Below are 26,987 nucleotides of genomic sequence, written 5' to 3'. Positions count from 1 at the left end.
CACGCCTAGCAACGGATGGTCGCCACGGCGACGGGTGTTGTACCCAGCGTGCCGATCGCCGCCGCTCGCCCCGTCCTCTGGACCCCGACGCACGTCCTCGTCACGGCCTCCGCCTACGCCGAACCGCACGGCCGCAGCATCGTCGAGCGGCTCACCGCAGCGGGCGTCGAGGACGTCACCCTGCTCGCCGGCGACCGCCTGCCGAGCCTGCGCCAGGCCGACGAGCTCGCCACCTACGCCCGGGCCAAGCGCACCCTGGCCGTCGTCACGAGCGCCGCGAGCAAGCGGCGCCCCACGCCCATCCCGCCGAGCGCCGACTGGTCGTTCCCGCTGGCCGAGGGCTGCCCCGGGCACTGCCAGTACTGCTACCTCGCGGGGTCGCTGTCCGGCCCGCCCATCACCCGGGTCTACGCCGACCTGCCGCGCATCCTCGCGGGGCTCGACGACGTGGTGGGCGCCGGGTCGGTCACCTCTGGCACCGAGGCGCGCGGTCACGAGGGGACGACGTTCGAGGCGTCCTGCTACACCGACCCGCTGGCCATCGAGCACGTCACGGGCTCGCTGGCCGCGACGATCACACACTTCGGCACGCACGACTGGGCGGGCCCCGTGCAGCTGCGGCTGACCACCAAGTACGACGACGTCGACGGCCTCCTCGACCTGCCGCACCACGGCCGGACGCGGATCCGCGCGTCGGTCAACGTCGGCGGCGTGGAGAAGTTCGAGGGCGGCACGGCCCGCGTCGCGGCGCGGCTGCGGGCGCTGGGGAAGCTGGCCCGCGCCGGGTACCCCGTCGGCCTGACCATCGCGCCGATCATGCCGGTCGAGGACTGGGAGCAGCAGTACGGCGAGCTGCTCGCCGCGGCCCGGGCGGAGCTCGCCGACGTGCCGGACCTCGACCTCACCGTCGAGTGCATCACGCACCGGTTCACGCCCAAGAGCAAGGACGTCCAGCTCGGCTGGTACCCGAAGACCAAGCTCGACCTCGACGAGGAGACGCGCACCCGCAAGCACGGCAAGTTCGGTGCGGTGAAGTACGTCTACGACAAGGACACCATGAAGGACCTCCGGACGTGGTTCGAGGCGGCCCTCGCGCGGGAACTCCCCCAGGCCCGCTACCTCTACTGGACCTGACCCGCACGAGGACCGCCTCGCGGTCGAACCACCGGACGACTACCGGATCGTGTAGCCCCCGTCGACGACGAGGTCGGTGCCGTTGACCATGTCCGCGGCGCCGGAGGCCAGGAACAGCGCGGCCCCGGCGACCTCGCGGGGCAGCGCGAACCGGCCCGTCGGGATGGCCGCCTTCGCGGCGTCGCCCTTCGGCCCCGACCAGGCCTTGCGGCCCAGGTCGGTGAGCACGACCGTCGGGGAGATCGAGTTCGCGGTCACGCCGCGCCCCGCCCACTCCGACGCCAGCACCCGGGTGAGGCCGACGACGCCGGCCTTGGAGGCGCAGTAGGCCGCGTGGCCGTCGAGGGCGACCGAGGCCGCCTGCGACGCCATGGTGATGACCTTGCCGTGGCCCCGCTCGAGCATGCCCCGCCCCACGGCCTGCGCCGTGAGGAACGTGCCCGTGAGGTTGATCGCGATGGTCCGCGTGAACGAGGCCACGCTCAGCTCCTCGGCCGGGGCCAGGTCGACGATGCCGGCGCACGTCACGAGGACGTCGATGCCGCCGGTCGCCGCGACCGCGTCGGCCGTGAAGCGCTCGACCGAGGCGGCGTCGGAGACGTCGCCCTGCAGGCCGACCGCGTCCCCGCCGACCTCGCCGGCGCGGCGGGTGACCGCCTCGCCGTCGAGGTCGACGAGGACGAGCCGGGCGCCCGCGGCCGCGAACACGCCCGCCATGGCACTGCCGATGCCCGAGGCACCGCCGGTGATGAGGGCCGTGCGGCCGTCGAGCCGGAAGCTCAGGTCGACGTCCTCGTCGGTGGGTTCGGTGGTGCTCATGACGGTCTCCTCCCTGTTCGGTGCTGCGGGTGGGTCAGGACGCGGCGGGGATGCCCTCGTCGGCGATGTCACCGGTCTTGAGGTTCTTCGCGGTGAGGTCGGGCAGCTGCGCCAGGAAGTCGCTGCGCTTGGTGACGACGTGCTCCATGGCGACGTCGACGTTGGACTGCGTGATGCGCGGCATGTTGTAGACGGGCTTGGTGTCCACGTCCTCGCCCTTGGCCAGCGCGGCCGCGACGGCCAGGCCGGCGGACAGCTCCACGGTGCCGTTCTGCAGCATCGTGCCGATGAACTCGCCGCTCTTGACGGCGTTGAGGCCGTCCTCGATGCCGTCGATGCCCACGACCGGCTTGGTGAGGCCGGCCTCCTTCATGGCCTGCAGGGCGCCGAGGCCCATGTCGTCGTTCTGCGCGACGACGCCGTCGATCTGGCCGCTGAACGCGGAGATCCAGTTGCCCATGCGGTTCACGGCCTGGTCGCGGTCCCAGTTCGCGGTGTCCTGCGCGAGGACCTTGATGTCCGGGTACTTCTTCAGCGTCTGGTCGATGCCGGTCTGGCGGTCGATCTGGCCGGACTGACCGATCGGGCCCTGCAGGACGACGATGTTGCCCTTGCCGCCCAGCTTGTCGGCCATCATCTGCATCTCGGCCGCGCCGGCCGCGACGTCGTCGGGCTGGACGCTGGCCTTCAGCGCCGCGTTGTTGAGCTTGGCGTTGACGTCGAGGATCGGGATGCCCGCGGCGTTGGCGGCCTCGACCTGCGGGCCGAGGGAGTCGGCCTGGACGGGGATGACGATGATCGCGTCGACGCCCGCGTTGACGAACTGGTCGACCTGGTCGGCCTGCGAGTTGACGTCGTCGTTCGCCGAGTTCCAGAGGAGCTCGATGTCGTTGGCCTTGGCGTAGGCCTCCATGCCCTCCTTGCCGGCGGTGATGAACGACGTCATGTTGTAGGCGCTGACGCCGATGCGCAGGCCACCGCCGCCACCGCCGCTCGCGTCCGCGCTGCTGCCGGTGTCGGCGGACGGGTCGCCGGCACCGCAGGCGCCGAGGCTGAGGGCGAGACCGGCGGCGGCGACGCCGGTGACGAGCTTGCTGATGCGGAACACGGGTTCTCCTCGGGAGTGGTGGTGCGTGCGTCGGGGGGAGGGTGGGTCAGGTGCGGCGCTTGACGGACCACACGTCGACGGCGACGGCGGCGACGATGAGGACGCCCTTGATGACGTTCTGCCAGTAGGCCGGGACGAGCAGGATGTCGAGCCCGTTGTTCAGGGTCTGGATGAGGAGCAGGCCCAGCGCCGTCCCCCAGACCGTGCCGCGACCGCCCATGAGGGAAGCCCCGCCGATGACGACGGCGGCGATCGCGTCCAGCTCGTAGCCCTGGCCGAGGGTCGGCGGGCCGGAGCTGACGCGGGAGGACAGCATGACGCCGGAGATCCCGGCGAGCAGGCCGCTGACGGCGTAGACGCTGAACAGCGTGCGGCGGGCGTTGACGCCGGCGATCTCCGCCGCCGTTCGGTTGCCGCCCACGGCGTAGATGCGCATGCCGTACGCCGTGCGGCGCATGGCGATGCCGAACCCGACGATGCCGATGATCATCAGCAGGACGGGGATCTGCAGGCCCAGGACCTTGGTGTTGGCGATGGTGCCGAACTCCGCGGGCAGGCCGTTGATGGGCGCGCCGTCACCGATGACGAAGGCGACGCCCGACCCGGCCGTCAGCATGCCGAGCGTCGCGATGAACGGTGGCACGTCGACCCGGGAGACGAGGAACCCGTTGATCGCGCCGGCCAGCAGGCCGACGAGCATCGCCGCGCCCACGGTCATCCACACCTGACCGGGGTTCGACTTCGCGATCGACGCCCCCGTCATGGCGGACACCGCGATGATGCTGCCCACCGAGAGGTCGATGCCGCCGGTGAGGATGACGAGCGTCTGCCCCAGCGCGATGAGCGCGAACGGCGCGGCCGCGATGAGGATGGTCTGAAGGTTGTCGAGGCTGGAGAACCGCAGGCTGCGGTAGCTGAAGAACGCGATGACCAGCAGCATCACGATGAGCATCGCGCGGCGGATCAGCTGCGCGACGATCCAGTCGCGGCTGAAGCGGCGGCGCGGGAGGGGCACGGCGGCGGTCGCGCTCATGTCAGGCGTCCCCTTCTTCGGGTTGACGGTCGGGTTCTGCGGCGCGCTGGCCGGGTTCTGCGGAGCGCTCGTCGGGTCGGGGGTCGAGCCCCGAGGACAGGCGGAAGATGAGCTCCTGGACGTCGGGACGGTCCAGGTCGTCGCGGTCGAGCTCGCCCACCACGCCGCCCTCGCGCATGACGAGCGCGCGGTGGGAGAGGCCCAGGACCTCGGTCATGTCGGAGGAGGCCATGACGACGGCCATGCCGGCCTCCGCCAGGTCGGCGATGATCCGGTAGATCTCCGACCGGGCGCCGACGTCCACGCCGCGCGTGGGCTCGTCGAGCAGGAGGACGTCGACGTGCTCGGTGAGCCAGCGGGCCAGCACGACCTTCTGCTGGTTGCCGCCTGACAGCGTCCCGACCTCCTGGCCGAGCCCGCGGCTGCGCAGGCGCACCGACTCCATGGCCTTGCCGACGCTCTGCGAGCGGGCCCTCTGCCTCAGCCACCCGGCGACGCTGAACTGCGCGAGCCGCGGCAGGGTCCCGTTGTCGAGGACGCTGAGCCCCATGATCGCGCCGGACAGCTTGCGGTCCTCGGGGACCATCGCCATGCCCGCCGAGATCGCAGCGGCCGGCGACCGGCGCCGGACCTCGCGGCCGGCGACGACGATTCGGCCCGACGTGGTGGCCCGGATGCCGAAGACGCCCTCGAGCAGTTCCGTGCGCCCGGCCCCGACGAGCCCGGCGAGGCCGAGGATCTCGCCGCGGCGGACCTCGAACGAGCAGCCGCCGGGCTGACCGACGACGTGCACGTCCTCGACCTGCAGGACCCGCTCCGCGTCGCGCGGCACGGTGTGCAGCGGGGGGAACAGGTCCTCGAGCTCGCGGCCGATCATCGCGGAGACGATGTCGTCGTCCGAGACCTCCGTCATGGGCCGGTCCAGCACGAGGCCGCCGTCGCGCAGGACGACGACGCGGTCGGCGAGGGCGCGGATCTCGGCCATCTTGTGAGTGGTGAAGACCATCGCGACGCCGGAGTCGCGCAGCTGGCGGACGACCCGGTAGAGGCCCTCCACCTCCCGCTCGGAGATCGCGGAGCTGGGCTCGTCCAGCAGCAGCACCTTCGCGCCGCGGCTGGAGTTCTTGACGATCTCGACGATCTGCTGCATGCCGACGGGCAGGGTCCCCATCCGGGCGCCCGGGTCGATGTCGACGCCGAACACGTCGAGCATCTCCGCGGCCTGGCGGGACATGGCGCGGCGGTCGAGCGTGCCGATCCGCGTCGTCAGCTCGCGGCCCACGAAGAGGTTCTCGTAGACCGTCATGTGGGCGATCGACGCGAGCTCCTGCGGCACGATCGCGACGCCGAGGCGGTGCGCGTCGCGGATGTCCCCGGCCGCCAGCTCCTCGCCGCGGACGCGGACGCTGCCGGAGTCGGCCCGGTACTGCCCGGAGGCGATCTTCATCATCGTCGACTTGCCGGCGCCGTTCTCCCCCGCGAGCGCGGTGACGGTGCCGAGCTCGAGGCTGAGGGAGACGCCCTTGAGGACGGGGACCCCGCCGAAGGACTTCTCCAGGTCGTGGCACTCGAGGACCGGGCCCTCGGTGGTGGTGCTCACCGGTCCACCGGCCCGGGCCGGGCCTGGCCGGCTGCGTCGTCGCGGTTCACGTGGTGCCTTCCGTGTCGTGCCGTGCTGCCGTGCAGCGGGTCGTGGAGCTCCCCGGAGCTCTCCAGGGAGGGTGGTCTGCGGGGACGGGTGCGGCCCCGGGGTTCAGGGGCTGTAGGCGCGGAGCGCGGTCATGGCGGGCCGCAGCGCGGAGTAGAGCGTCGCGTGGATCTCGCCGAGGTCCGCGTAGACGGCCACGGCCGCCGGGTCGGGGACCACGGTCCGCCCGAGGTGCCCCATGGCCGCCGCGGCCGCCGCCAGGTCCGGGTGCAGCCCGGCCGCGGTCGCGCCGATCATCCCGGCGCCCAGCGCGGTCGTCTCGGGTTCCGCGCACAGCACGAGCGGCGAACCGCTGACGTCGGCGAGGACCTGCGCCCACAGCGCGCTGCGGGAACCGCCCCCGGTGACCAGGCGCGTGTGCGGGGCGCCGACGGCGGCCGCGACGCCGTCGACGAGGGTCTTCGCCTCGAACGCGATGCCCTCCAGGAGGGCCCGGTACAGGTGCGCGCGGGTGTGCCCGCCGGTCCAGCCGACGACGGCGCCGCGGGCGGCCGCGTCCCAGTGCGGGGTCTGCGCGCCGTTCCAGTAGGGCAGCGCGAGCAGCCCGCCCGACCCCGGCGCGATCTTCGCGGCCGCCACCTCGAGGAGCTCCTCGGGGGCCAGGGCGACGCCCGTGGACCCGAACGGGCCGAACGTCTCGCAGAACCAGGTGACCAGGTACGTGCCGGAGGACAGGAACGCCTCGAGCAGGTAGCCGGAACCGCCGGCCGCGGCGACCGTGCGGTAGCTGCGGTCGAAGCTGTAGTCCGCGGAGACGCTGCCGCAGACCAGCGCCGTGCCCACGTTGAGGTAGAGGGTGCCGGGTGCCACGGCGCCGGCGCCGATGGCGGCGCACTGCCCGTCCCCGCCGCCCGCGACGACCGGCGTCCCGGCACGCAGACCCGTGGCGGCGGCGGCCGCGGCCGTGACCTCGCCGACGACGTCGCCCGGGCGCACGCACACCGGCAGCTGCTCGACGCGGATGCCCGCGAGGTCGCACAGCTCCGCCGACCAGCTCAGGGTCCGCATGTCCATGAGGCCCGTGGAGTCGGCGCTGGCCCAGCTGGACGCCCAGCGGTCGGTCAGGCGCAGCGACAGGTAGGCACCGACGTCGCCGATGCGGGTCGCGCGCTCGATCACCGCGGGTTCGTGGCGGGCCAGCCACGCGATCTTGTACAGCGACGGCGTCGTGTCCGGCGGGCGCCCCGACACCTCGTGCACGCGGGTGCTGCCGAGCTCCTCGACCTCGCGGCGGGCGCGGGAGTCCAGCCAGAGGATCGCCGGCCGCAGCTCCTCGACCCCGTCGAGGCAGACGAAGGACTCGCGCTGGTGCGTCACGGTGACCGAGGCGATGCGGGTGGCGTCGACCTGGGCGACGACGGCCCGGACCGCGACGCACGTCGCCGACCACCAGTCGTCGGCGTGCTGCTCGTGGGCGCCGGGGATGCCGACGGCGGAGCGGGTCAGGGGGATGGGGTGGCGGCCCGTGGCCAGCGCCCGCCCGGTCGCGTCGAAGACGACGGCCTTCGCGGCCGTGGTGGAGCAGTCGACCGCGAGCACGAGGTCCGCACCTTCTCTGCCCACCGTCTCGTCGCCCTCTCCTTCGAGTGCCACCGCAGCGCCGTCGCCGCAGGGTCGCGAGCCCATGGTCCGGATGTTGAACCTCACATGTCAAGCGGTGGATCGGTAACGAATCGTGTTACGTTTCCGCTCGTTCACTCGCCGCCGAAGGAGACGCGCCGTGGCCCCCGACGTCCCCTCCCGTCGCCGACAGGCGATCGCGCAGTTCGTGCAGGACGCCGGCACCGCCCGCATCGAGGACCTCGCCGAGCGCTTCGGCGTGAGCCCGATGACGATCCACCGCGACCTCGACGTCCTCGCCGCGGAGGGCTGGCTGGAGCGGACCCGCGGCAGCGCGCGCACGGCCAGCCTGCGGCTGCACGAGCGGAACGTGAACCTCCGCCGGCGCCAGCAGGCCTCGACCAAGCAGGCGCTCGCCCGCGCGGCGATGGCCCACCTGCGCCCCGGGATGTCCCTCGCGCTCGACGACTCGACGACCGTCGCCGCGCTGCTCCCCCACCTCGCGGCACTGCGGCCCCTGACGATCATCACGAACTTCCTGCCGACGATCACCGCGGCGGCGGCCGACCCCGACATCGACCTCGTCTGCCTCGGCGGGCAGTACGACCGCAACCTCGACTCCTTCGACGGGCCGTCGGTGATGGACCAGCTGCTGACGCTGAACGCCGACGCCGTGGTGATGTCGGCGGCCGCGGTCCACCAGGGTTTCCTGCTCTACCCGACGCCCGACGCCGCCCGCCGCAAGCGGGTGTTCATCGAGATGGGCGAGCTGAAGATCCTGCTCGCCGACAGCACGAAGTTCGCGGCCCGCGCCCCCCACCGCGTCATCGGGGTCGACGTCTTCGACGTCGTCATCGTCGACCGGCAGACGGCCCCCGAGCACCTCGAGTCCCTCGCCGCCGCCGGCGTGCGGGTCGAGGTGGTGGACGTGCCGCCCGAGGACCACGACACCGAACCCCCGCCCCCCTGATCCCCGCCGACCCGAACCACGCCAACCCCCTGCCACGCAGACCATCGGAGCAGCTCATGCGCGCAGCCGTCTTCCACGGCCCCGGCGACCTCCGCATCGAGGAGGTCCCCCGCACCGTCCCCGGCCCGGGGGAGGTCTCGGTCGCCGTGCACGCCGCGGCCACCTGCGGCACGGACCTCAAGTCCTACCGCCGCGGCCACCCCAAGTTGTTCCCCGTCCTGCCGAGCCGGTTCGGCCACGAGTTCGCCGGCGTCGTCGACGAGGTCGGGCCGGGGGTGGAGGGGTTCGAGGTCGGCCAGCGCGTCGTCGCCGCGAACACCGCCCCCTGCGGGCACTGCTGGGCGTGCACCAAGCAGCGGCCGAGCCTGTGCGAGAACCTCGAGTTCCTCAACGGCGCCTTCGCCGAGCAGGTCGTCATCCCCGCGGCGATCGTCAGCCGGAACACCTACGTGCTGCCGGACTCGGTGAGCTTCGCCTCCGCCGCCCCGCTGGAACCCCTGGCCACCGTCGTGCACGGGATGGCCGAGGCCGGGATCGCCCTCGGGGACACCGTCGTCGTGCACGGCTGCGGGCCCATCGGCCTGATGTTCGTCCGGCTCTCCCGGCTGCGCGGGGCGCGGGTGATCGCGACCGACCGGTCCGCGACCCGGCTCGCGCAGGCGCGCGAGGCGGGGGCGCACACCGTCGACCTCACCGACCTGGCCACGACGGCCGACCGCTCGGCCGCCGTGCGCGAGCTCACCGAGGGCGGCCGGGGCGCCGACGTCGCCGTCGAGGCCGTGGGCCTGCCCGAGGTGTGGGAGCAGACCGTCGAGAGCCTGCGCCCCGGCGGGACGGCGCTGCTGTTCGGCGGGCCGAAGGCCGGGTCGCGGTTCTCCGTCGACGCGGTCGCCATGCACTACAGCGAGTACACGCTGAAGGGCGTGTTCCACCACACGCCGCAGTACGTCAAGACCGCGCTGGACCTCCTCAGCTCCGGCGACCTCGACGGGGAGTCGCTGATCTCCGAACGTCGCCCGCTCGAGGCGCTCGTCGAGAGCCTCGAGGACATGGCCGCGGGCCGCGGCGCCAAGTACCTGCTCACCCCCCTGGAGGCGTCGTGACCGACCTGCTGCTGGCCGGGGAGCGCGCGGCCGTCGTCGCGCTCGCCCAGCGGATGGTGCGCGACCGGCTGGTCGTCGGCACCTCCGGGAACGTGTCGCAGCGCTGCGGCGACCTCGTCGTCTGCACGCCGAGCGGGACCGCCTACGACACCATGCGCCCCGAGGACGTCGTGGTCGTCGACCTCGAGGGCACCGTCGTGGACGGGGCCCTCAAGCCGACCGTGGAACTCCCGCTGCACCTGGTCTGCTACACCGAGCACGGGGCGCAGGCCGTCGTGCACACCCACTCGACCGCGGCCACGGCGATGTCCCTGCTGCGCGACGACGTGCCGGCCGTGCACTACCAGCTCGCCATGTTCGGCGGTCCCGTCAGCGTCGCGCCCTACGCCACCTACGGCACGACCGAGCTGCGCGACAACGTCTCCCGCGCCCTGCAGGGGCGCAGCGGCTGCGTGATGAAGCACCACGGGACGATCTGCACGGGGGCCTCGCTGGGCGCGGCCTACGACCGGGCGCGGCAGCTGGAGTGGCTGTGCGACGTCTGGATGCGGGCCAGCGCCATCGGGACCCCGGCCCTGCTGCCCGACGAGGAGGTCGCGCACGTCGTCCAGCGGTTCGGCGGGTACGGGCAGTCCCGGGACGTGTGAGAGCAGGGGACGCCTGAGCGCAGGGGACGCCTGAGCGCACCGGAGGTCCACACGAACGGGTCTGCCCCGGCCCAGGTACCGCTGCTACGTTCCGGGGACCCCGCCCGCTGCGCCACCCCAGGAGCTCCCCGTGACCGGACCGTCCCGCCGCTGGGTCGTGGGCGCGGTGGTCGGAGCAGGGGCCACCGCGGCGGTGCTGGGCAGCGCCGCCTCCCCCTCCGCGGCCCCGCGTCCCGCCGCGGGTGCGGGACCGGCCCCGTGGACCGCGACGGTGACCCTCGCCGACGGCGTCGTCGACGCCGCCGTGACGGGCCGGGTCTACGTCGTCCTGACCACCGACGAGGACGGTGAGCCGCGCGAGCAGGTGCGCGACGTCGCCGACGGTGCCCCGTTCTGGGGCCTCGACGTCACCGGCCTGGCGCCCGGGCGCAGCACTCCCGTCCCGCTCGGCGCGCCGGCCGACGGGTTCCCGCTCGCCGACGCCGCGGCGCTGCCCGCGGGCCGCTACCGCGCCCAGGCGTTCCTCAACGTCTACACGCACTTCTCCCGCTCCGACGGCGCGGAGGTCGACCTGCACCTGCCCGGCGGCGACGGCCACGACGTCTTCGCCTCCGCGGGGAACCTGTACGGCCCGGTCGTCGAGGTCTCGGTCGACGGCACGGGCGAGCGGCCACCGCTGCAGCTCACCCTCGACTCCGCGCTCGCCCCGTCCCAGCCGGTGCCCGAGGGGGGTACGGCCCAGCAGGGCAACCCCACCGACTCCGAGCACGTGCGGCACGTGAAGATCTGCAGCGCGGCGCTGTCGGAGTTCTGGGGCCGCGACATGTTCGTCGGCGCCGACGTCCTGCTGCCCGCGGGCTACGACGACCCGGCCAACGGCGCCGTCCGGTACCCCGTCGAGGTGAACCACGGGCACTTCCCGGGTGACGCCCCCCGCGGTTTCGCGGAGGACGGCAGCACCCCGTTCAGCGCCTTCTGGCTGTCGGGGACGGCGCCCGCCTTCATCACCGTGACCCTGCGGCACGAGAACCCGTACTACGACGACTCCTACGCCGTGGACAGCGCGAACCTCGGCCCGTACGGCACGGCGCTGCACACCGAGCTGCTCCCGGAGCTCGACCGGCGGTTCCGGACGGTCGGCGCCGCGTGGGGCCGGGTGCTCTCCGGGGGGTCGACCGGGGGCTGGGAGGCCGCGGCCACGCAGGTCTTCTACCCGGACCTGTACCGGGGCGCCTGGGTCGGCTACCCGGACCCGCTGGACTTCCACGCCGTCGAGCTCGTCGACGTCTACGGCGACGACAACGCCTACGCGACCCGCCACGCCTACCTCGACGCGCCCGTGCCCGCGGCGCGCGAGGTGAGCGGCAAGGCCCTGTTCACGGTCGGTCAGGAGAACGGCTGGGAGCGGGCGCTGGGCAGCCGCGGCCGCTCGGGGCTGGGGCAGTGGGACGTGTGGCAGGCCGTCTTCTCCCCGCGCGGCGACGACGGCTACCCCGCGCCCGTGTTCGACAAGGCGACCGGCGTCATCGACCACGACGTGTCCGCCGCCTGGGAGGCCTTCGACCTCGCCGCCCACGTCGAGGGGCACTGGGACCAGCTGCGCGACAAGCTCGACGGCCAGCTGACGATCTACGTGGGTGACGCGGACACCTTCTTCCTCAACGTCGCGGTCAACGCCTTCAAGGCGCGCGTCGACGAGCTCGAGGGCTCGAACGTGACCTACGCGTTCGGCCGGGACCAGCCGCACGGCTGGACGCCCTGGACCATCCGCGAGTTCTACGACCTCCTCGCCGACCACGTCGCCGCCGGCGCCCCGGCGGAGCAGCAGGCGGCCGTGACCGCCTGGCGGGCCTCGACCGGGCCGGCCGACGGGACGGGCACCGAGCCCCTCGAGTGACCGCCGGGCTCGCGGCGACGCGTCAGGTGGCGTGACGGTCAGTCACGGCATCCGCCGGACACACGGACGAAACACGATCGGTGCACGAGGTCCCTAGGGTCCGCGGTGACCCGTGCGGCCGGGTCGTTCCCGCTCCGGCCGTCCCGCGAGACGCCCAGGAGCACCCCATGAGCGGCAGCAGCGCCCGCCGGCAAGCGATCACCGCGGTGATGGCCTACCAGCCCCCGGCCTCGTCCTTCGACCACGCGGAGGCGCCCGGCGACATCTTCGGCGCCAACGTCTTCACGAAGGCCGAGATGCAGAAGCGGCTCCCGAAGGCCGTCTTCAAGTCCGTCGTCGCGACGATCGAGCTGTCCCGGCCCCTGGACCCCTCCGTCGCCGACGCGGTCGCCTCCGCCATGAAGGACTGGGCGATGGAGAAGGGCGCGACCCACTACGCGCACGTCTTCTACCCCCTGACCCACTCCAGCGCGGAGAAGCACGACAGCTTCCTGGAGCCCGGCGACGACGGCTCCTCGATCGCGGAGTTCGCCGGCAAGACCCTCGTGCAGGGCGAGCCGGACGCGTCGAGCTTCCCCAACGGCGGCCTGCGCTCGACGTTCGAGGCGCGCGGCTACACCGGCTGGGACGCCACGAGCCCCGCGTACGTGCTCGAGAACCCCAACGGCAACACCCTGTGCATCCCGTCCGTCTTCGTCTCCATGACGGGGGAGGCGCTGGACCACAAGACGCCGCTGCTGCGCTCGCAGCAGGCCATGGCCACGCAGGCGGCCCGCGTCCTGAAGCTGTTCGGCCACGACGACCCGGGCGCGATCGTGTCCTACGCCGGGCCCGAGCAGGAGTACTTCCTCATCGACCGGCACTTCTTCCTGTCGCGGCCCGACCTGCTGAACTCCGGCCGCACGCTGTTCGGCGCCAAGCCGCCCAAGGGCCAGGAGTTCGACGACCACTACTTCGGGGCCATCCCGGAGCGGGTGCTGGCCTTCATGCTCGACACCGAGCGCGAGCTGTTCAAGCTGGGCATCCCCGCGAAGACCCGCCACAACGAGGTCGCGCCGGGGCAGTTCGAGATCGCGCCCATGTTCGAGCGCTCCAACCTGGCCGCGGACCACCAGCAGCTGCTGATGGTGACCATGAAGCGCATGGCCCACAAGCACGGCATGGAGCTGCTCTTCCACGAGAAGCCGTTCGAGGGCGTCAACGGCTCCGGCAAGCACGTCAACTTCTCCTTCGGCAGCACCACCGTCGGCAACCTCATGCTGCCGGGCGACAACCCGCACGACAACGCGCAGTTCCTCGTCTTCTGCGCGGCCGTCATCCGGGCGGTGCACAAGTACGGCGGGCTGCTGCGGGCCTCGGTCGCCTCCGCGACCAACGACCACCGCCTCGGCGCGAACGAGGCCCCGCCGGCCATCATCTCGATCTTCCTGGGCGCGCAGCTGGCCGACGTCTTCGACCAGGTCGCCAAGGGCGGGGCGACGTCGTCGAAGGACAAGGGCACGATGACCATCGGCGTCGACACGCTGCCGGTCCTGCCGACCGACCCGGGCGACCGCAACCGCACGAGCCCCTTCGCGTTCACGGGCAACCGCTTCGAGTTCCGCGCCCCGGGCTCCAACCAGTCCATCGCCTCCCCCGTCTACACGATCAACACGATCGTCACCGAAGCGCTGGACCACATCGCCACCGCGCTGGAGGAGCGCGTCGCGGCCGGCGAGGACTTCAACCACGCCGTGCAGAAGGTCCTCGAGGAGATCGTCACCGACCACGGCGCGGTCGTCTTCAACGGCGACGGGTACTCCGAGGACTGGCAGACCGAGGCGGAGGCGCGGGGCCTGAAGAACCTGCGCACGACCCTCGACGCGGTGCCCGAGCTCATCTCCGAGGAGTCCCTGGCGCTGTTCGACAAGTACGGCGTGCTGTCCCCGCGGGAGATGCACAGCCGCTACGAGGTCGCGCTCGAGCAGTACGCGCTGAGCATCACCGTGGAGGCCAAGCTCACCCTCGAGATGGCCACCACGAGCGTCCTGCCGGCCGCCGTGCGCTACCAGACGGAGCTCGCGCAGAACGTCGCGGCGCTCACGGCCGCCGGCGTCGAGGGTGACACGACGATGCTGGCGGAGTTCACGGCGCCGGTCGTCGCCCTCCGCGCAGGGCTGAAGGCGCTGCGCGCGGCCCTGGCCCACGACGGGGCGACCACGCCGCTGGCCGAGGCCGAGCACGCCCGCGACGGGCTGCTCCCGGCGATGGACGCCGTGCGCGCCGCGGCCGACGAGATCGAGACGCTGGTGGCGGACGACCTGTGGCCGCTGGCCACCTACCAGGAGATGCTCTTCATCAAGTAGGTCCTCGGAGCAGCGGGGACGACGACGGCGGTGCGGAGCTCACGCACCGCCGTCGTCGTGCGCCCGGACCGCTCAGCCCTTGACGGCCCCCGCCAGCATCCCGGCGATGAACCGGCGCTGTAGGAACAGGTACAGCACGACGATCGGCAGGGCGATGATCGTCGCCGCGGCCGCGAGCAGCGACGTCTGCGTCGTGAACTGCCCCTGGAAGAAGGCCAGCCCGAGCGGCGCCGTGCGCCACGTCTCGCTGGAGATCATCACCAGCGGCAGCAGGAACTCGTTCCAGGTCCAGAGCGCGATGAGCAGGCCCATCGTCGTCAGGGCCGGGCGCGCGCTGGGGACGAGGATGCGCCACAGGAGCACCCGGTCGGCCGCGCCGTCCAGGCGCGCCGCCTCCAGCACGCTCACGGGGAAGGCCCGGAACGTCGTGCGCATCCAGAACGTGCCGAACGCGAGCGACTGCGCCGTCTGCGGGAACAGCAGCGACCAGTAGGTGTCCGTCAGGCCCCACCCGCGCAGCGTGTAGTAGAGCGGGATGACGAACGACTCCAGCGGCACCATCAGGCCCAGCAGGAACACGTAGAACAGGACGCGGCGGCCGGGGAAGCGCAGGGTCGCGAAGGCGAAGCCGGCGAGGACCGACAGCACGGTCGTGAGCGCGACGACGCCCAGGACGACCAGCGCGCTGCTGAGCAGGTAGTGCGAGAACCCGCCGTCGCGCCAGGCCGTCGCGAAGTTGCCCAGCGCGATGCGCGAAGGCAGCTGGAACCCGTAGCGCCCCTCGCCCTGCGGGGTGACCGCCGCGAGGAGGACGCCCACGAGCGGGGTCAGGGCGGCGACGGCGAAGACGCCGAGGAGGACGTAGTTGAGCACCGCCTCGGCGCGGCTGATCCTCACGCGTCCTCCTCCGCCGGCTGCACGCGGGAGACGAGCAGGGTCACGAGGAGGATGAGGACCGCCAGCGTCACGCCGATCGCGCACGCCGACCCGACCTGGCCGGTGCGGAAGGCGCGGTCGTAGGCGAGCAGGGCCGGGACCGTCGTCGACGTGCCCGGGCCCCCGCTGGTCGTGACGTAGACGAGGTCGAAGGTCTTCAGCGCCGCGACCACCGTGAGCGTCAGCGCCACGGCGATCTGCCCGCGCAGCCCCGGCAGGGTCACGGCGAAGAACTCCCGGAAGAGGCCCGCGCCCTCCAGCCGCGCCGCCTCGTAGAGCTCCCGGTCGATCTGCGCGACGCCGGAGAGGAAGAGGACCAGGCACAGGCCGATGCCCACCCAGCTGCCGACGAGGCCGACCGCGGGCAGCGCCGTGCCGAAGTCGCCGAGCCACGCCCGCGTGGCGACCTCGAGCCCGACGAGGCGCAGGAGCTGGTTGACCAGCCCGTCCGGGGCGTAGAGCGCGAGCCACGAGGTCGCCACGACGACCGAGGCGACCACCTGCGGCAGGAACAGGACGGCGCGGAAGAAGCCGAGGCCGCGCATCCGCACCGCACGCCCCATGACGGCCGTGAGGAGGAGGGCGAGCACCACCGGCAGGACCGCGAAGAACGCGATGAGGACGAGGGCGTGCCCGAAGGCCGCCCGCACGACCGGGTCGCCCGCCATGTCCCGGTAGTTGCCGAGACCCGTCCACGTGGCCAGGGAGAGCCCGTTCCAGTCGAAGAGCGAGATCCAGATGCTCTGCGCGAACGGGTAGAGGAGGAACGTGCCCAGGACGGCGAGCGCCGGCGCGAGGTAGAGGTAGGCCTTCCACTGCCGGCGGGGCCGTGGTCCGCGGGGCCTCGGTGCGCGGGGCCGTGGTCCGTGAGCCCGGGCCGGGGTGACGGTGGCCACGGGGGTCAGGCGCCCTTCCGGAACGCGGCGTCGTCGGCCTGCAGCGCCTCGGTGAACTGCTGCGGGTCCTGCCGGCCGCCGGTCAGCTGCTGGATGCCGGCGGTGAGGGTGTCGTAGAAGGTGGGGGTCGCGTAGTCGAGGTAGGGCACGAGGCCGCCGCCCTGGCTGACGGCCTGCCACGAGGTCGCGACGTCGCCCGCCAGCGTGCCCGCGGGAGCCGTGTAGCCCTCGGGGAACACCGCGGGGAGGTTCCCGGTGTCGACGAGGACCTGGCCGGCGGCGGCGTTGGTGAGGAAGTCGACGTAGGCGGCGGCCGCGTTGGCGTTCGCGGTCTTCGCCGAGACGGCCCAGGCGAGGCCGATCCCGCCGAGCGTCTCGGGGGTGCCGCCGGTCCCGGCGAGGGCCGTGAAGCCGACGTCGGCGCCGAGCGCCGCCTGCAGCGTCGCGAGCTGCCAGGTGCCGTTGAGCATGTAGGCGCCCTGGCCCTGACCGAAGCGCGCGACGGCGTCGTCCTCGGCCACGCCGTTGTGCCCGGCGGGGAGGTACCCGGCCTGCGCCCACTGCTGCAGCGCGGTCGCCGCGGCGACGACCGCGGGATCGGTCCAGGCCCCGCCGGCACCGGAGACCAGGGCACCGGCCGCCTTGGCCCCGGCCATCGTCGCGAGGGCGACGCCGAACAGGTGGATGCCGGGGCTCTTGTCGGCGTCGCCGTACTGGATGGGCAGTTCACCGGCCGCGAGGATCGTCGGCAGCGACGCCGTGAACTCGTCCATCGTCGTGGGCGGCTGCACCCCGGCCCGGGCCAGCACGGCCTTGTCGTAGTAGACGCCCACCATCTCCCCGGTCTGGGAGACGCCGAAGAGGTCGCCGTCGCGCCACGTCGCGCCGTCGGCGGAGAACCGGTTGAGGCTCAGCAGGTCGGCGGGGTAGCGCTTCGTCCAGCCGTAGGCGTCCGCCCACGGGTTCAGGGACTGCAGGAGGCCCGCCTGCACGAACGCCCCCATGTCCGGGTAGCCCTGGTTCGCCTGCACGACGTCGGGGGCGACGTCCCCCGACAGCGCCAGGCGCAGCGTCGTCTTGAGGTCGTCGAAGGAGCGCACGGTCCGCTCCACCGTGATGTTGGGGTAGGCCGCCATGAACGCCGCGTTGAGCTTCTCCTGCGCCGCGTTGATCCCCTCGTCGGTGTTCTGGTCCCACACCGCGAGCGTCACGTCGCCCAGCGACGCCGCGTCGGTGGAGACCGGCGCGGAGCTCGAGGCGCCACCGGAGGGGCCGGAGCTGCCGGGGGCGCAGGCCGCGAGGCCCGCGCCGGCCGCGGCGAGCGCGCCCGCGAGGACGGAGCGCCGGGCGAGGGGGCGACGGGGGGAGCTGCCGCTCGAGGTGCTGGTCACGTGTCCTCCGGGGGGTTGTCGCGGCCGGTGGCCGCCCAGTCGTGGATCTGGCGGAAGTCGCCGGCGGGGCGCTCCCGCTCGAGGAAGTCCAGCACGTCGCGGGGCCGCGGCGCGCTCGTGGCGCCGCCGAGCGTCCGCACGGACAGCGAGGCGACGAGGCCGGCGAAGCGGACGCGGGTCGCGAGGTCCCAGCCGAGGACGGTGCCCGTCATGAGGCCCGAGGTGAACACGTCGCCCGCCCCCGTGGGGTCGACCGCCCGGACGGCCACCGCCGGGACGTCGACCCACTCCCCCGTGCCCGCGTCGACCGCGATCGCCCCGCGGCCGCCGCGGGTGACGACGACGGTGCCCACGCGCTCGGCGAGGACCCGGGCCGCGGCCGCCGGGTCCCCGGTGCGGGTGTAGCTGGTGGCCTCCACCTCGTTGGGCACGAAGACGTCCACCTCGCCGAGGCGGTCCAGGACGTCCGGGGACCAGCGGTGGCTCGCGTCCCAGCCCACCCCGCCGAACACCGTGGTCCCGCCGCGGCGCAGCGGCGCGACCCAGGCGGGCAGGGGGCCGGCGACGCTGACGTGGCAGGTGCGGGACGCGGGAGCGGGGCCCGGCCACGCGGCCGGCACGGCGGTGTCCGGCTCCTCGTAGGTGATGAAGCTGCGGTCGTGCTCGTCGGTCACGGCGACGGTCAGCGCGGTGTGCGCGGAGGCGTGCTGCTGCACCCAGCGCAGGTCGAGGTTCTCCTCCGCCGCGAGCAGCGAGAGCAGGTGGTTGCCGAACAGGTCGCGGCCGAGCACGGCCAGCAGCGCCGTCCGCAGGCCCAGCCGGGCGGTGGCCACGGCCCGGTTCGCGGTTCCGCCGGGGGTGAGCACGAAGCCGTCGGCGTAGACCTCCGCGCCCGGCCGGGGCAGCTGCACGCCCGAGAACACCAGGTCGCAGAACACGATCCCGCCGAACGCCGCGTCGACGGGAACCGGCGGCGCGGGTGGAGCCGAGTGCACGACGACCGGTGTCCTCCCCGTCGGTCCCACCCGGGACCGGGCGCGACCGAGTATGGGCACGGGGTGCGAACTCACGCAAGGAGAGCCCCCGCGGCCCGTCCGCGGCAGTTCTGCGACCCCCCGCGGGCCGCTGCTACCGTCGTCTCCCGTGAAGCTCTGCATCCTCGGCGGCGGCGGGTTCCGCACCCCCTACGTGTACCAGGCCCTCCTGCGCGACACCGGGAACCCGCGCGTGGAGGAGGTCGCGCTGCACGACGTGGACCCGGAGCGGCTCGCGGGCATGCAGCGCGTCCTGGAGCAGATCTCCCGGGGTTTCCCCGACGCCCCGCGGGTCGTCGCGACCACGTCGCTCCCCGAGGCGCTGCAGGGCAGCGACTTCGTCTTCGCCGCCGTCCGCATCGGCGGTCTGCGGGGGCGCTGCTGCGACGAGCGCGTCGCCCTGGACCTCGGTGTCCTGGGCCAGGAGACGACCGGCCCCGGCGGCCTCGCCTACGCCCTGCGCACCGTGCCGTTCATGCTGGACGTCGCCGAGCAGGTGCGCCGCCTGGCCCCCCAGGCGTACGTGCTGAACTTCACCAACCCGGCCGGGATCATCACCGAGGCGATGCAGTCGGTGCTGGGCGACCGCGTCCTCGGGATCTGCGACACGCCCTCCGGGCTCGGCCGCCGCGTCGCGGGACTGCTGGGGCTGGACCCGAACCGGGTGCAGATGGACTACGTGGGCCTGAACCACCTCGGCTGGATGCGCCGCGTCCTGCACGACGGGGTCGACGTGCTGCCCCGCCTGCTGGCCGACGACGCCGCGCTCGACGTGCTCGAGGAGGGGATCGTCTTCGGCCGCGACTGGCTGCGGACGCTCGGCTCGGTCCCCAACGAGTACCTGTACTACTACTACGCCAACCGCGAGGCGGTGCGCGCGATCACGGCCTCGCCGCAGACGCGCGGGGAGTTCCTCCTCGCGACGCAGGGCGAGTTCTACGAGCGGCTGCGCACGGCCGGTGAGGGGGCCGCGGACCTGTGGCGCGAGACGGTCACGGCCCGCAGCGCCAGCTACATGGCCGAGGCGAAGGGCGGTGAGCAGGGGCGCCCCGCGCACGTCGACCAGCCCGAGCTCGACCCGTCGCAGCAGGGGTACGCGGGGGTCGCGCTCGCCGTCATGGCGGCCGTCAGCCGCGACGAGCGGGCCACCAGGATCCTCAACGTCCGCAACGGCGGGACGATCGCGGGCCTGCCCGACGACGCCGTCGTGGAGGTGCCGACGACGGTCGACGCGAACGGCGTCCACCCGCTGTCGACGGCGGCGCCCGACCTGCACCAGCTGGGACTCATGCAGCAGGTGAAGGCCGTCGAGCGGCACACCATCGCCGCGGCGGTGCACGGCGACCGGTCCGAGGCGCTGAAGGCGTTCGCGCTGCACCCGCTCGTGGACTCCGTGCAGGTCGGCCGGCAGCTGCTGGACGGCTACGTCGAGCGGATCCCCGAGGTCGCGGCGGTCTTCGACCGTCAGCCCACGGGGTAGCGGGCCCGCCAGCGGACGTCGGCGCCCGCCCCCCACGTCCCGTCGGCGTTCTGCCGGGCCTCGCGGGCCAGGTCGCGGCCCAGCTGGTCGAGGACGTAGGCCAGGTCCAGGCTCGTGACGACCCGCCGGGGCAGCGCGTCCGCGCCGTGCACCGCACCGAGGAACGCCCCCGTCACGGTGGTCACCGGGGCCGCGAACGGGGCCTGCCGCGCCAGCCGCAGCGCGCGCGGGACGTCGCCCGGGCCGGGGTGGGAGAGCAGGCAGTAGACGGCGCCCCACAGCGCGGACGCGCTGGTGGAGTCCGGGGCCCCGCCCCGCAGGCGGTCCCGCCGGCCCGGCTCTTCGCGCGCCGCGCGGACCGCGTCGTCGACCACGCCGACGGTCGCGAAGTCGACGCCGTGCACGACGGCCGACGAGAGCCCCGCGCCGACGGCCTGCTCCGCGTCGCCGGTGCTGATCGCGTAGGCCGCCACCAGCGAGGCGGCGGCGGCGGGGTACCAGGACCCGGGGCCGTGGGTGACGGCCGCGGACTCCGCGCCCAGCACGGCCGCGAGGCCGTCGGCGCGGACGTTGAGCGTGGCCAGCGGCAGGGCCCGGGCCAGCGCGTGCCACCCCGAGCTCGTGGTCACGGGGCTGTCGAGACCCCCGCCGGTCCCGGTCGCCAGGGCCCGCGCCGTCGAGCCCGCGGGCCCGCGGTCCTCGGCGAGCAGCGGCACACCCCCGAGCCAGCCGTCGTCCGCGGCCGGCGCCGCGTCGGGCGCCGAGCGGCGGCGCCACCACCGCCGGTAGGCCCCGCGCAGCTCCCGCGGCGGGTCGGCCCGGTCCTCGACGAGCCAGCGGACGGAGCAGCGCACGGTCGCGTCCGCGGTCGCGCACGCGAGCTGGGTGACGACCCCGTGGCGCAGCACCCCGGTGGGCTCCCGCGCCCCGGAGCGCCCGAGGACCTCGCCCACCGCGAGGCCGAGGAGCAGGCCGCGCACGCGGGACTCCTCCAGCGTGCTCACGCGGGCCTCCTCACGGCGTCCGGGGGACCTCGCCGGCCCGGAGGAGATCTTCACCGACGCGGGCGCGGATCGGCGGGAGGACGCCCTCCACCCCGTGGTGTCGGGACCCCGCGACCACGCCTGGACCCCTGCCCGCGCTCGTCACCCGTTCAGCGCCGGCGCCCGCCTCAGGCCTCGGGGGTGAGCTCGCCTCGCAGGACGCTGTCGGAGGAGTGGGCGGGGTCGCCGTCCAGCGGTTCGCGCGAGACGTCGACGGTGGCGAAGCGCGCGAGGTCGACGTCGGCGGGCAGCGGCACGTTCAGCTGGTCACCGGCCATCGTCCCGACGGCCAGCAGCCCCCCGTCGGAGTCGAGCAGCCACACCTCCAGCACCCCGGCCGGCGCGGCGGTGACGCCCTGCACGGACACGTCGAGCTCGCGGTGGCCGTCCACGTCGCGGACCGTGGCGCTCCCGCGACCGGTGGACGCGACGGGCGCGAGCTCGGCGCTCGCGACGGCGGGCGCGGCTGCGGGCACGGGGTCCGGGCGCAGGGCGACGGCGCCCGCCCCGAGGCCCGCACCGACCACCAGCGCGGCGGCCACGGGCAGCCAGCGGCGCGCGCGACCGTCGCGTCGCCGGGGAGCGTCGCGTCGCGGGGCGACGACGGAGAGGTCCGGCCGCGGCGCGGTGGGCGCGAGCCCGGCCTCGCGGCGGACCGCCTCCCACGTGCCCGGGGGCAGCGGCACGGGGGGCACGTCCTCCCCGTCGCGCACGGTCGTCACGAGGCGGCGCCAGGTGTCGAGCTCGGCGCGGCAGGCGGCGCAGGTCGGCAGGTGCTGCCCGACGGCGGGCGACGGCGCCTCGCCGAGGGCGGCCAGGACGGCCTCCTCCTCGGTGAGGTGGGGGCCCGCGGTGGGGTCGGGGAGACTCACGCGCTCCCCTCCAACCGGTCTCGCAGCCGCCGCAGCGACCGTCGCACGTGGCTCTTCACGGTACCGACCGGGAGGTCGGTCCGTTCGGCGATCTGCACGTGCGTCAGGTCGTCGAAGAACGCCATCCGCAGCACCGTGCGCTGCGGTTCGCCGAGCCGCTCCAGCTCGGCGAGCAGGACGATGCGGTCGGCGGCGGCGTCGGCCGCGTCGGGCACCACCGGTTCCGCGGCGGGGCCGTCGCGGTCGTCGACGGTGCTCAGCTCGGGCGCGCGGAGCCGGGCGGCCACGGCGTCGGCGATGCGGTGCCGGGCGATGCCGACCAGCCACCCGGGCAGGGCGCGGTCCGGGTCGTAGCCCGCGCGGGTGCGCCACGCGGAGACGAACACGGCCTGCACCACGTCCTGCGCGTCGGCGTCGGGGAGCCGGCGCAGCGCGAGCCCGTGCACGAGCGGCGCCCACCGGGCGAAGGCCACGGCGAAGGCGCGCTCGTCCCCGGCCGCGAAGCCCCGCCCCACCGCCTCGTCGTCCGCCGACGCGAAGGGGTCCGCCCCCGTGGTCGGGACGTCGTCCTCCTCGCGGGTCGGCACGACGCGGAGGGCCACGGGGGGCACGGTACGGGGGATCACCGGCCCCGCCAACCCGCCCCCGTTCATCCCCGGGGTTCGGCCGTGACCACGAGGTTCTCCTCGTAGCTGCGGGTGTCCTCGTCGAAGGGACCGGAGCACGTCACGAGGACGAGCTGCGGAGTTCCCCCGCGGCGGAACACCGTGTCCACCGGCAGGGACGTCTTGGGGAACGACTCGCGCGCGGTGACCGAGAACTCGCGGACGGAACCGTCCTCGAGCGTCACGGCGACCAGGTTCCCGGGTTCGGCCCGGGACAGGTCGTAGAACGCCCCGGGACCGTCGCGCAGGGTGTCGACGTGGCCCGCGAACACCGCGGTCCCCGGCTCACCGGGCACCGCGCTCCACCGGTACCAGCCGACGTCGTCACCGTCGCGCGGGACCTCGAGCAACCCGTCGGGATCCACACCGACAGGCAGGACCGGTGCGGAGATCCGCCGGTCGGGCAGGTCGAGCGACACCGGTGGGAGTACCACAGCCACGGGTGGGACTGCGGCGGAACGGGTTCCGACCAGCGGAACGGCGACCCCCGCCGGCGCCGCCGGGAGGGCGACGACGGCGGGGGCGGTGGTGGCGGCGGGGGCCGCCACCACGCCCACGTCGGCGGCCGGCCGGGCCGACCACCACGACAGGAGGAGCGCCACGCCGGTCAGGGCGAGCACCAGCGACACGAGCGCCTCCCGCCGCCACACGGGGTTCACCGGCCTGCGACGGCCTTGGAACGAGCCCGGACGACGCTCGCGCCGGCGCCCGCGAGCAGCAGGACACCCGCACCGGCGACCCACGGGGAGAGGCCCGTGTCGGCGAGACCGGCCTCACCCGAGGGGATCCCGCCGGGAGCGGAACCCCCACCGGTGATGGTCTGCGTCGCCAGCTTGAGGTTCCCCGCCTCGGCGGAACCCCACGCGTAGACGATGGTCTGCGCACCCTCGGGCAGCGTCAGGTCGGCCGGCCCGATCGCGACGGTGCTCGTGCCCGCCAGCGTGACGTCCGCGCTGACCGTCCCGGCGGGCACGTTGATGCTGGCCTCGTTCGGGTTGGTGAGCCCGGTCAGCACGGCGGTCCCGGCGGCGCGCACGTCCACGGCCGGGGCGGCCGCGGTGTGGCGGACGGTGAGTTCCGCCTCGCCGGCCGCGAGGTCCGCGGGTGCGTTGACGAACGGCGTCAGCGTGGGCGTACCGGTGGCCGAGAGGTGCGCGACGACGGTGATGTTCGCACCGGCGGGAACCGTCACGTCGTCCGCCGAGATGGCGGGCTGCGTCGCCGCGGGGTCGGCCCCGGCCGGGTAGACGGCGAGGTCGTAGCTGCCCGCGGGCAGCTGCAGCGGGTCGGTCAGGGTTCCGGGGGTGAAGTCGCCGACGACCTCGTTGCCGTTGGCGTAGACGTCGACCGGGAGGTCCGGGACGGCGTGCAGGATCGAGACGGTGGCGTTCCCGGTGCTCGCGGCGCCTGCGGCCGCGGGGGCGGCGAGCGCGACGAGGGGGACGGCCACGAGGGCGGCGGCGACGGAGGCTCTGCGCACGGTTTCTCCTCGGAGTTCGCGGGCCGCGGTGCGACCCGTTCACTCCTCCTTCTCCGCGGACGCCCCGCGCGGATGCAGCGGGGAGCGAGGAGTTTCCTCAGCCCGTCTCGGCGCCGGTGGCGACGGGACGCTCGGGGTTCGTCACCCACTCCGACCACGAGCCGGGGTAGAGGGTTCCGGTGAGGCCCGCGACGTCGAGGGCGAGGAGCTCGTGCGCGGCGGTCACCCCGCTGCCGCAGTAGACGCCCACCTGGACCCCGTCCGCACCGAGCGCGGTGAAGCGCGCCCGGAGCTCGTCGGCCGGGAGGAAGGTGCCGTCCGGCCCGACGTTCGCGGCCGTGGGCGCGTTGACCGCACCCGGAACGTGACCGGCCACCGGGTCGACCGGCTCGACCTCCCCGCGGTAGCGCTCGGGTGCGCGGGCGTCGAGCAGCAGCCCGGTGCGGGCGAGGGTCGCGGCCGCGTCCGCGTCCAGCACGGGCAGTGCACCCGCCCGCAGGGCGACGTCCCCGCGCGGCGGCGACGGGACGTCGGTCGTCACCTCGCCCCCCGCCGCGGTCCACGCGGCCAGACCCCCGTCCAGGACCGCGACGTCCGTCAGCCCGGCCCAGCGCAGCACCCACCAGCCGCGCGCCGCGCTCGTCGCGTCCCGCGCGTCGTACAGGACGACCACGGAGGAGCCGCTGACGCCCGCGGCGCGCAGCACCTCCTGCAGGGCGGCGACGTCGGGGAGGGGGTGACGCCCCGAGGTCGCCGTGCGGGCGGAGGACAGCTCGGTGTCCAGGTCCACGAACACCGCCCCCGGGAGGTGGCCGCGGTCGTAGTCCTCCCGGCCGTGCGGCCCGGTCAGGCTCCAGCGGACGTCGAGCAGGACGGGCGGCTCCTGCCCCGCGCAGCGGGTGCGGAGGGCGGCGGCGGACACGAGCGGGCTCGGGACGGAGGGCACGTCAGCAGTGTGCCGTCACCGGGGACGGGGTAGGGCGGAGGACTCGGCGTCCTCGTAGTCCTGCGCCGCGACCGTGGTCCGCAGGGCGAGGTCGTCGAGCTCCTCCGCCCCCGAGCGCACCCCGTCGAGCAGGGTGGCGAGGAACGCGTCGGCCCGGGTCCGCGCCCGCCCCGTGGCCCAGGCCGCGACGGCGGAGCGCTGCGCGTCCAGGGCCGCGGTGAGCCGGCCCACGCGGTCGGCGGCGTCGGCCAGCTGCTGCGCGGCGGCGCGCAGCTCGTCCGTGCGGACGGCCAGCCTCACGCCGTACCCGTGAGGGGGAAGGCGTCCATCCGCCACAGGAGGCGCTCGAGCCACCCGCGGGTGCCGGCCGGGACGACCGCACTCCCGAGCCGCAGCAGCGCGTGGCGGAGGTCCGTGTCGTCGAGGGCGAGCAGCTCGCCGGCTTCCCGTCGCCACGCGTCGAGGACAACGGCCGGCTCACCGGCCAGCAGCGCCCGCTGCGCCGGCCACGGCCGGACGTCGAGACGGGGGCTGCTCGGGCCGAACCAGGCACCCAGCACCGAGGCGGCCACGGGCAGCCGGCTCCGGAGGCCGTCGTCGAGCGGCACCTCCGGAGAGGCGTCGAGGACCTCGAGCGTTCCGTCCTCCCGCCGCTGCCCGACCACGACGGCCGCAGTCGCCGCGACGTCGAGCGCCGGACCGTCCGTCGTGACGCTCCCGAGGACGCGGCCCAGGTCGGCCCACACGTGGAGGCGGCGAGGCTGGTCGGGGAGCGACAGCCAGGCGGTGACGTCGTCCGAGCGGAGGTCCAGCACCTCCTCGACCACGGCGCCGACGTCGACGGCCCGGTCGAACTCCCCCGTCCGCACCAGGTCCGGAGGGGAGGTGTCCCGGGGCGGGGAGACCTCACCTCGGGCGACCTGCTGGAGGTGGGCGGTGAACCAGTCCGCCCACGCGGACCAGGTGAGGCCCTCGACGGGAGCGGTGGCAGCACCGGTCGCGGCCTCGACCACCTGGTGGGCCGTGACAGCGTCCGGTCCGCCGCCGGTCAGGGCGATCCACTGCGCCGCAGCAGCTCCCGCACGCTCCGGGTCCGCGGCCAGCGCCTCGTCGAGGGCCTGCCGCGGATCCAGCCAGTCCTCGACCGCGTCCTCGCGGAAGCGGGTCAGGACCTGCAGGAGCTCCCACGCGTCCTCGAACAGCGGCAGGTCCTCGGGCAGGGACGCCCGCACGACGGGCGCGGGACCGGAGAGGTCCATCCGCACGACGGCGCACGACACGTCGCGCTCCTCGACGTCCTCACCCGTGCGGACGAAGAGGGTGCCGGCCGACGCGGGGACGGGAGCGCGGAACTCGACGGCCGACTCACGCCGTGCCGCCGCCGCTCGCAGCCGCGCCTCGTTCGCCCGCAGCGTCTGCGTGGTCCACCGGTTCGCGGCGTCAGCGTCCACCCAGCGGGACGCGCGGCTCACCGGCGGCAGTTCGAGCGCGGGCCGGCGCTGCAAGGAGGTCACGCGCTGACGCTAGCGAGGTGGTGGAGTGGCCCGCCGTCGCCGTCCACAGCCGCGGTGAGGCTCACCTCGCGCATCAGCGCGGCGGTGTGGGCATGAAAGAAGGGGTAGGGGTGTGACTGACGACCCTTGCGGGTCGATCAACCACACCCCTACCCCCCACGTTGAGCGGTCCGGCGGCGTCCTACTCTCCCACTCAGTCTCCCGAGCAGTACCATCGGCGCTGGCAGGCTTAGCTTCCGGGTTCGGAATGAGACCGGGCGTTTCCCCACCGCTATGACCACCGGACCACAAACACCAGGATCCGACCACCACACCCCCACACCAACCACTCTCACGAGGGGTCGTGCTTGGGGTGGGTTCGGTTGTATCCCGAGAACCGCACAGTGGACGCGAACAACAGTTGATG

Annotated in this window: 24 protein-coding genes and 1 rRNA gene; 7 read left to right on the top strand and 18 right to left on the bottom strand. The window is 74.2% G+C overall.

Annotated features, from left to right (window positions below; genetic code table 11):
* Window positions 1–15: 15 nt before the first annotated feature.
* Window positions 16–1,134: a spore photoproduct lyase family protein gene (locus F1544_RS03160; RefSeq protein ID WP_167582024.1), complete on the top strand. Its 1,119-nt coding sequence runs from the start codon at window positions 16–18 to the stop codon at window positions 1,132–1,134.
* 39 nt (window positions 1,135–1,173) lie between these two features.
* Here F1544_RS03160 and F1544_RS03155 read toward each other — a convergent pair whose 3' ends face one another.
* The 5 genes from F1544_RS03155 to F1544_RS03135 form a co-directional block, all read right to left on the bottom strand.
* On the bottom strand, window positions 1,174–1,953 hold the full coding sequence (locus F1544_RS03155; protein WP_167582022.1) for a GolD/DthD family dehydrogenase: 780 nt from the start codon (window positions 1,951–1,953) through the stop codon (window positions 1,174–1,176).
* Window positions 1,954–1,987: 34 nt separating this feature from the next.
* The gene (locus F1544_RS03150) at window positions 1,988–3,052 is read right to left on the bottom strand and encodes a substrate-binding domain-containing protein (RefSeq protein ID WP_308469863.1); all 1,065 of its coding nucleotides are present in this window, start codon (window positions 3,050–3,052) and stop codon (window positions 1,988–1,990) included.
* A 55-nt stretch (window positions 3,053–3,107) separates the two neighbouring features.
* Window positions 3,108–4,094, bottom strand: a complete 987-nt coding sequence (locus tag F1544_RS03145) for an ABC transporter permease (RefSeq protein ID WP_167582019.1) — start codon at window positions 4,092–4,094, stop codon at window positions 3,108–3,110.
* A gap of 1 nt (window position 4,095) precedes the next feature.
* Window positions 4,096–5,694, bottom strand: a complete 1,599-nt coding sequence (locus F1544_RS03140) for a sugar ABC transporter ATP-binding protein (RefSeq protein ID WP_167582017.1) — start codon at window positions 5,692–5,694, stop codon at window positions 4,096–4,098.
* Between the two features lie 153 nt (window positions 5,695–5,847).
* Window positions 5,848–7,395, bottom strand: coding sequence for a xylulokinase (locus tag F1544_RS03135; RefSeq protein ID WP_167582016.1), 1,548 nt, complete (start codon window positions 7,393–7,395; stop codon window positions 5,848–5,850).
* Between the two features lie 127 nt (window positions 7,396–7,522).
* Here F1544_RS03135 and F1544_RS23885 point away from each other — a divergent pair, with 127 nt between their 5' ends.
* From F1544_RS23885 to F1544_RS03110, 5 genes are all read left to right on the top strand, one after another.
* On the top strand, window positions 7,523–8,332 hold the full coding sequence (locus F1544_RS23885; RefSeq protein ID WP_167582015.1) for a DeoR/GlpR family DNA-binding transcription regulator: 810 nt from the start codon (window positions 7,523–7,525) through the stop codon (window positions 8,330–8,332).
* Between the two features lie 56 nt (window positions 8,333–8,388).
* Window positions 8,389–9,435, top strand: a complete 1,047-nt coding sequence (locus F1544_RS03125; protein ID WP_167582014.1) for a zinc-dependent alcohol dehydrogenase — start codon at window positions 8,389–8,391, stop codon at window positions 9,433–9,435.
* A gap of 5 nt (window positions 9,436–9,440) precedes the next feature.
* The gene (locus F1544_RS03120; RefSeq protein WP_167582261.1) at window positions 9,441–10,082 is read left to right on the top strand and encodes a class II aldolase/adducin family protein; all 642 of its coding nucleotides are present in this window, start codon (window positions 9,441–9,443) and stop codon (window positions 10,080–10,082) included.
* A 130-nt stretch (window positions 10,083–10,212) separates the two neighbouring features.
* Entirely contained in the window at window positions 10,213–11,979 is a 1,767-nt protein-coding gene (locus tag F1544_RS03115; protein ID WP_167582012.1) for an alpha/beta hydrolase, read from the top strand.
* A 167-nt stretch (window positions 11,980–12,146) separates the two neighbouring features.
* Entirely contained in the window at window positions 12,147–14,324 is a 2,178-nt protein-coding gene (locus F1544_RS03110; RefSeq protein WP_167582010.1) for a glutamine synthetase III family protein, read from the top strand.
* Window positions 14,325–14,396: 72 nt separating this feature from the next.
* Here F1544_RS03110 and F1544_RS23880 read toward each other — a convergent pair whose 3' ends face one another.
* The 4 genes from F1544_RS23880 to F1544_RS03090 are packed head-to-tail and all read right to left on the bottom strand — an operon-like array spanning window position 14,397 to window position 18,542.
* Window positions 14,397–15,221, bottom strand: coding sequence for a carbohydrate ABC transporter permease (locus F1544_RS23880; protein WP_167582008.1), 825 nt, complete (start codon window positions 15,219–15,221; stop codon window positions 14,397–14,399).
* The gene (locus F1544_RS23875) at window positions 15,218–16,156 is read right to left on the bottom strand and encodes a carbohydrate ABC transporter permease (protein WP_167582007.1); all 939 of its coding nucleotides are present in this window, start codon (window positions 16,154–16,156) and stop codon (window positions 15,218–15,220) included. Before F1544_RS23875 ends, F1544_RS23880 begins: the two co-directional genes overlap by 4 nt.
* Before the next feature lie 5 nt (window positions 16,157–16,161).
* A complete protein-coding gene (locus F1544_RS03095) occupies window positions 16,162–17,547 on the bottom strand; it encodes an extracellular solute-binding protein (protein ID WP_167582004.1) in 1,386 nt (461 codons plus the stop codon).
* The gene (locus F1544_RS03090) at window positions 17,544–18,542 is read right to left on the bottom strand and encodes a carbohydrate kinase family protein (RefSeq protein ID WP_167582001.1); all 999 of its coding nucleotides are present in this window, start codon (window positions 18,540–18,542) and stop codon (window positions 17,544–17,546) included. Before F1544_RS03090 ends, F1544_RS03095 begins: the two co-directional genes overlap by 4 nt.
* Before the next feature lie 148 nt (window positions 18,543–18,690).
* Here F1544_RS03090 and F1544_RS03085 point away from each other — a divergent pair, with 148 nt between their 5' ends.
* Complete coding sequence (locus tag F1544_RS03085; protein ID WP_167581999.1) at window positions 18,691–20,061, top strand: 6-phospho-beta-glucosidase; 1,371 nt, start codon at window positions 18,691–18,693, stop codon at window positions 20,059–20,061.
* Here the strand turns inward: F1544_RS03085 and F1544_RS03080 are convergent.
* From F1544_RS03080 to rrf, 9 genes are all read right to left on the bottom strand, one after another.
* Window positions 20,046–21,065, bottom strand: a complete 1,020-nt coding sequence (locus F1544_RS03080) for an ADP-ribosylglycohydrolase family protein (protein WP_167581997.1) — start codon at window positions 21,063–21,065, stop codon at window positions 20,046–20,048. The genes F1544_RS03085 and F1544_RS03080 overlap by 16 nt on opposite strands.
* A gap of 167 nt (window positions 21,066–21,232) precedes the next feature.
* Window positions 21,233–21,976: an anti-sigma factor gene (locus F1544_RS03075; RefSeq protein WP_167581995.1), complete on the bottom strand. Its 744-nt coding sequence runs from the start codon at window positions 21,974–21,976 to the stop codon at window positions 21,233–21,235.
* Window positions 21,973–22,578: an RNA polymerase sigma factor gene (locus F1544_RS03070; protein WP_208971217.1), complete on the bottom strand. Its 606-nt coding sequence runs from the start codon at window positions 22,576–22,578 to the stop codon at window positions 21,973–21,975. The genes F1544_RS03075 and F1544_RS03070 overlap by 4 nt, the downstream gene beginning before the upstream one ends.
* 47 nt (window positions 22,579–22,625) lie before the next feature.
* Window positions 22,626–23,270, bottom strand: coding sequence for a class F sortase (locus tag F1544_RS03065; RefSeq protein WP_208971216.1), 645 nt, complete (start codon window positions 23,268–23,270; stop codon window positions 22,626–22,628).
* Window positions 23,271–23,296: 26 nt separating this feature from the next.
* Complete coding sequence (locus tag F1544_RS03060) at window positions 23,297–24,121, bottom strand: DUF4397 domain-containing protein (RefSeq protein WP_167581989.1); 825 nt, start codon at window positions 24,119–24,121, stop codon at window positions 23,297–23,299.
* 97 nt (window positions 24,122–24,218) lie between these two features.
* Window positions 24,219–25,067: a sulfurtransferase gene (locus tag F1544_RS26080; RefSeq protein WP_167581987.1), complete on the bottom strand. Its 849-nt coding sequence runs from the start codon at window positions 25,065–25,067 to the stop codon at window positions 24,219–24,221.
* Between the two features lie 15 nt (window positions 25,068–25,082).
* Window positions 25,083–25,367 (bottom strand): hypothetical protein, encoded by a 285-nt coding sequence (locus tag F1544_RS03050; RefSeq protein WP_167581985.1) that lies wholly within the window; start codon window positions 25,365–25,367, stop codon window positions 25,083–25,085.
* Complete coding sequence (locus tag F1544_RS03045) at window positions 25,364–26,581, bottom strand: hypothetical protein (RefSeq protein WP_167581983.1); 1,218 nt, start codon at window positions 26,579–26,581, stop codon at window positions 25,364–25,366. Before F1544_RS03045 ends, F1544_RS03050 begins: the two co-directional genes overlap by 4 nt.
* 168 nt (window positions 26,582–26,749) lie before the next feature.
* Window positions 26,750–26,866, bottom strand: a 5S ribosomal RNA gene (rrf, locus tag F1544_RS03040).
* Window positions 26,867–26,987: the final 121 nt, after the last annotated feature.

This window comes from Kineococcus rubinsiae, from assembly GCF_011839805.1.
Taxonomy (GTDB): Bacteria; Actinomycetota; Actinomycetes; order Actinomycetales; family Kineococcaceae; genus Kineococcus; species Kineococcus rubinsiae.
This window is presented reverse-complemented; position numbering and strand designations above follow the sequence as displayed.

Coding starts and splice junctions, on each gene's coding strand:
- F1544_RS03160 (WP_167582024.1), top strand. CDS start 16: ATGGTCGCCACGGCGACGGGTGTTGTACCCAGCGTGCCGATCGCCGCC.
- F1544_RS03155 (WP_167582022.1), bottom strand. CDS start 1,953: ATGAGCACCACCGAACCCACCGACGAGGACGTCGACCTGAGCTTCCGG.
- F1544_RS03145 (WP_167582019.1), bottom strand. CDS start 4,094: ATGAGCGCGACCGCCGCCGTGCCCCTCCCGCGCCGCCGCTTCAGCCGC.
- F1544_RS03125 (WP_167582014.1), top strand. CDS start 8,389: ATGCGCGCAGCCGTCTTCCACGGCCCCGGCGACCTCCGCATCGAGGAG.
- F1544_RS03110 (WP_167582010.1), top strand. CDS start 12,147: ATGAGCGGCAGCAGCGCCCGCCGGCAAGCGATCACCGCGGTGATGGCC.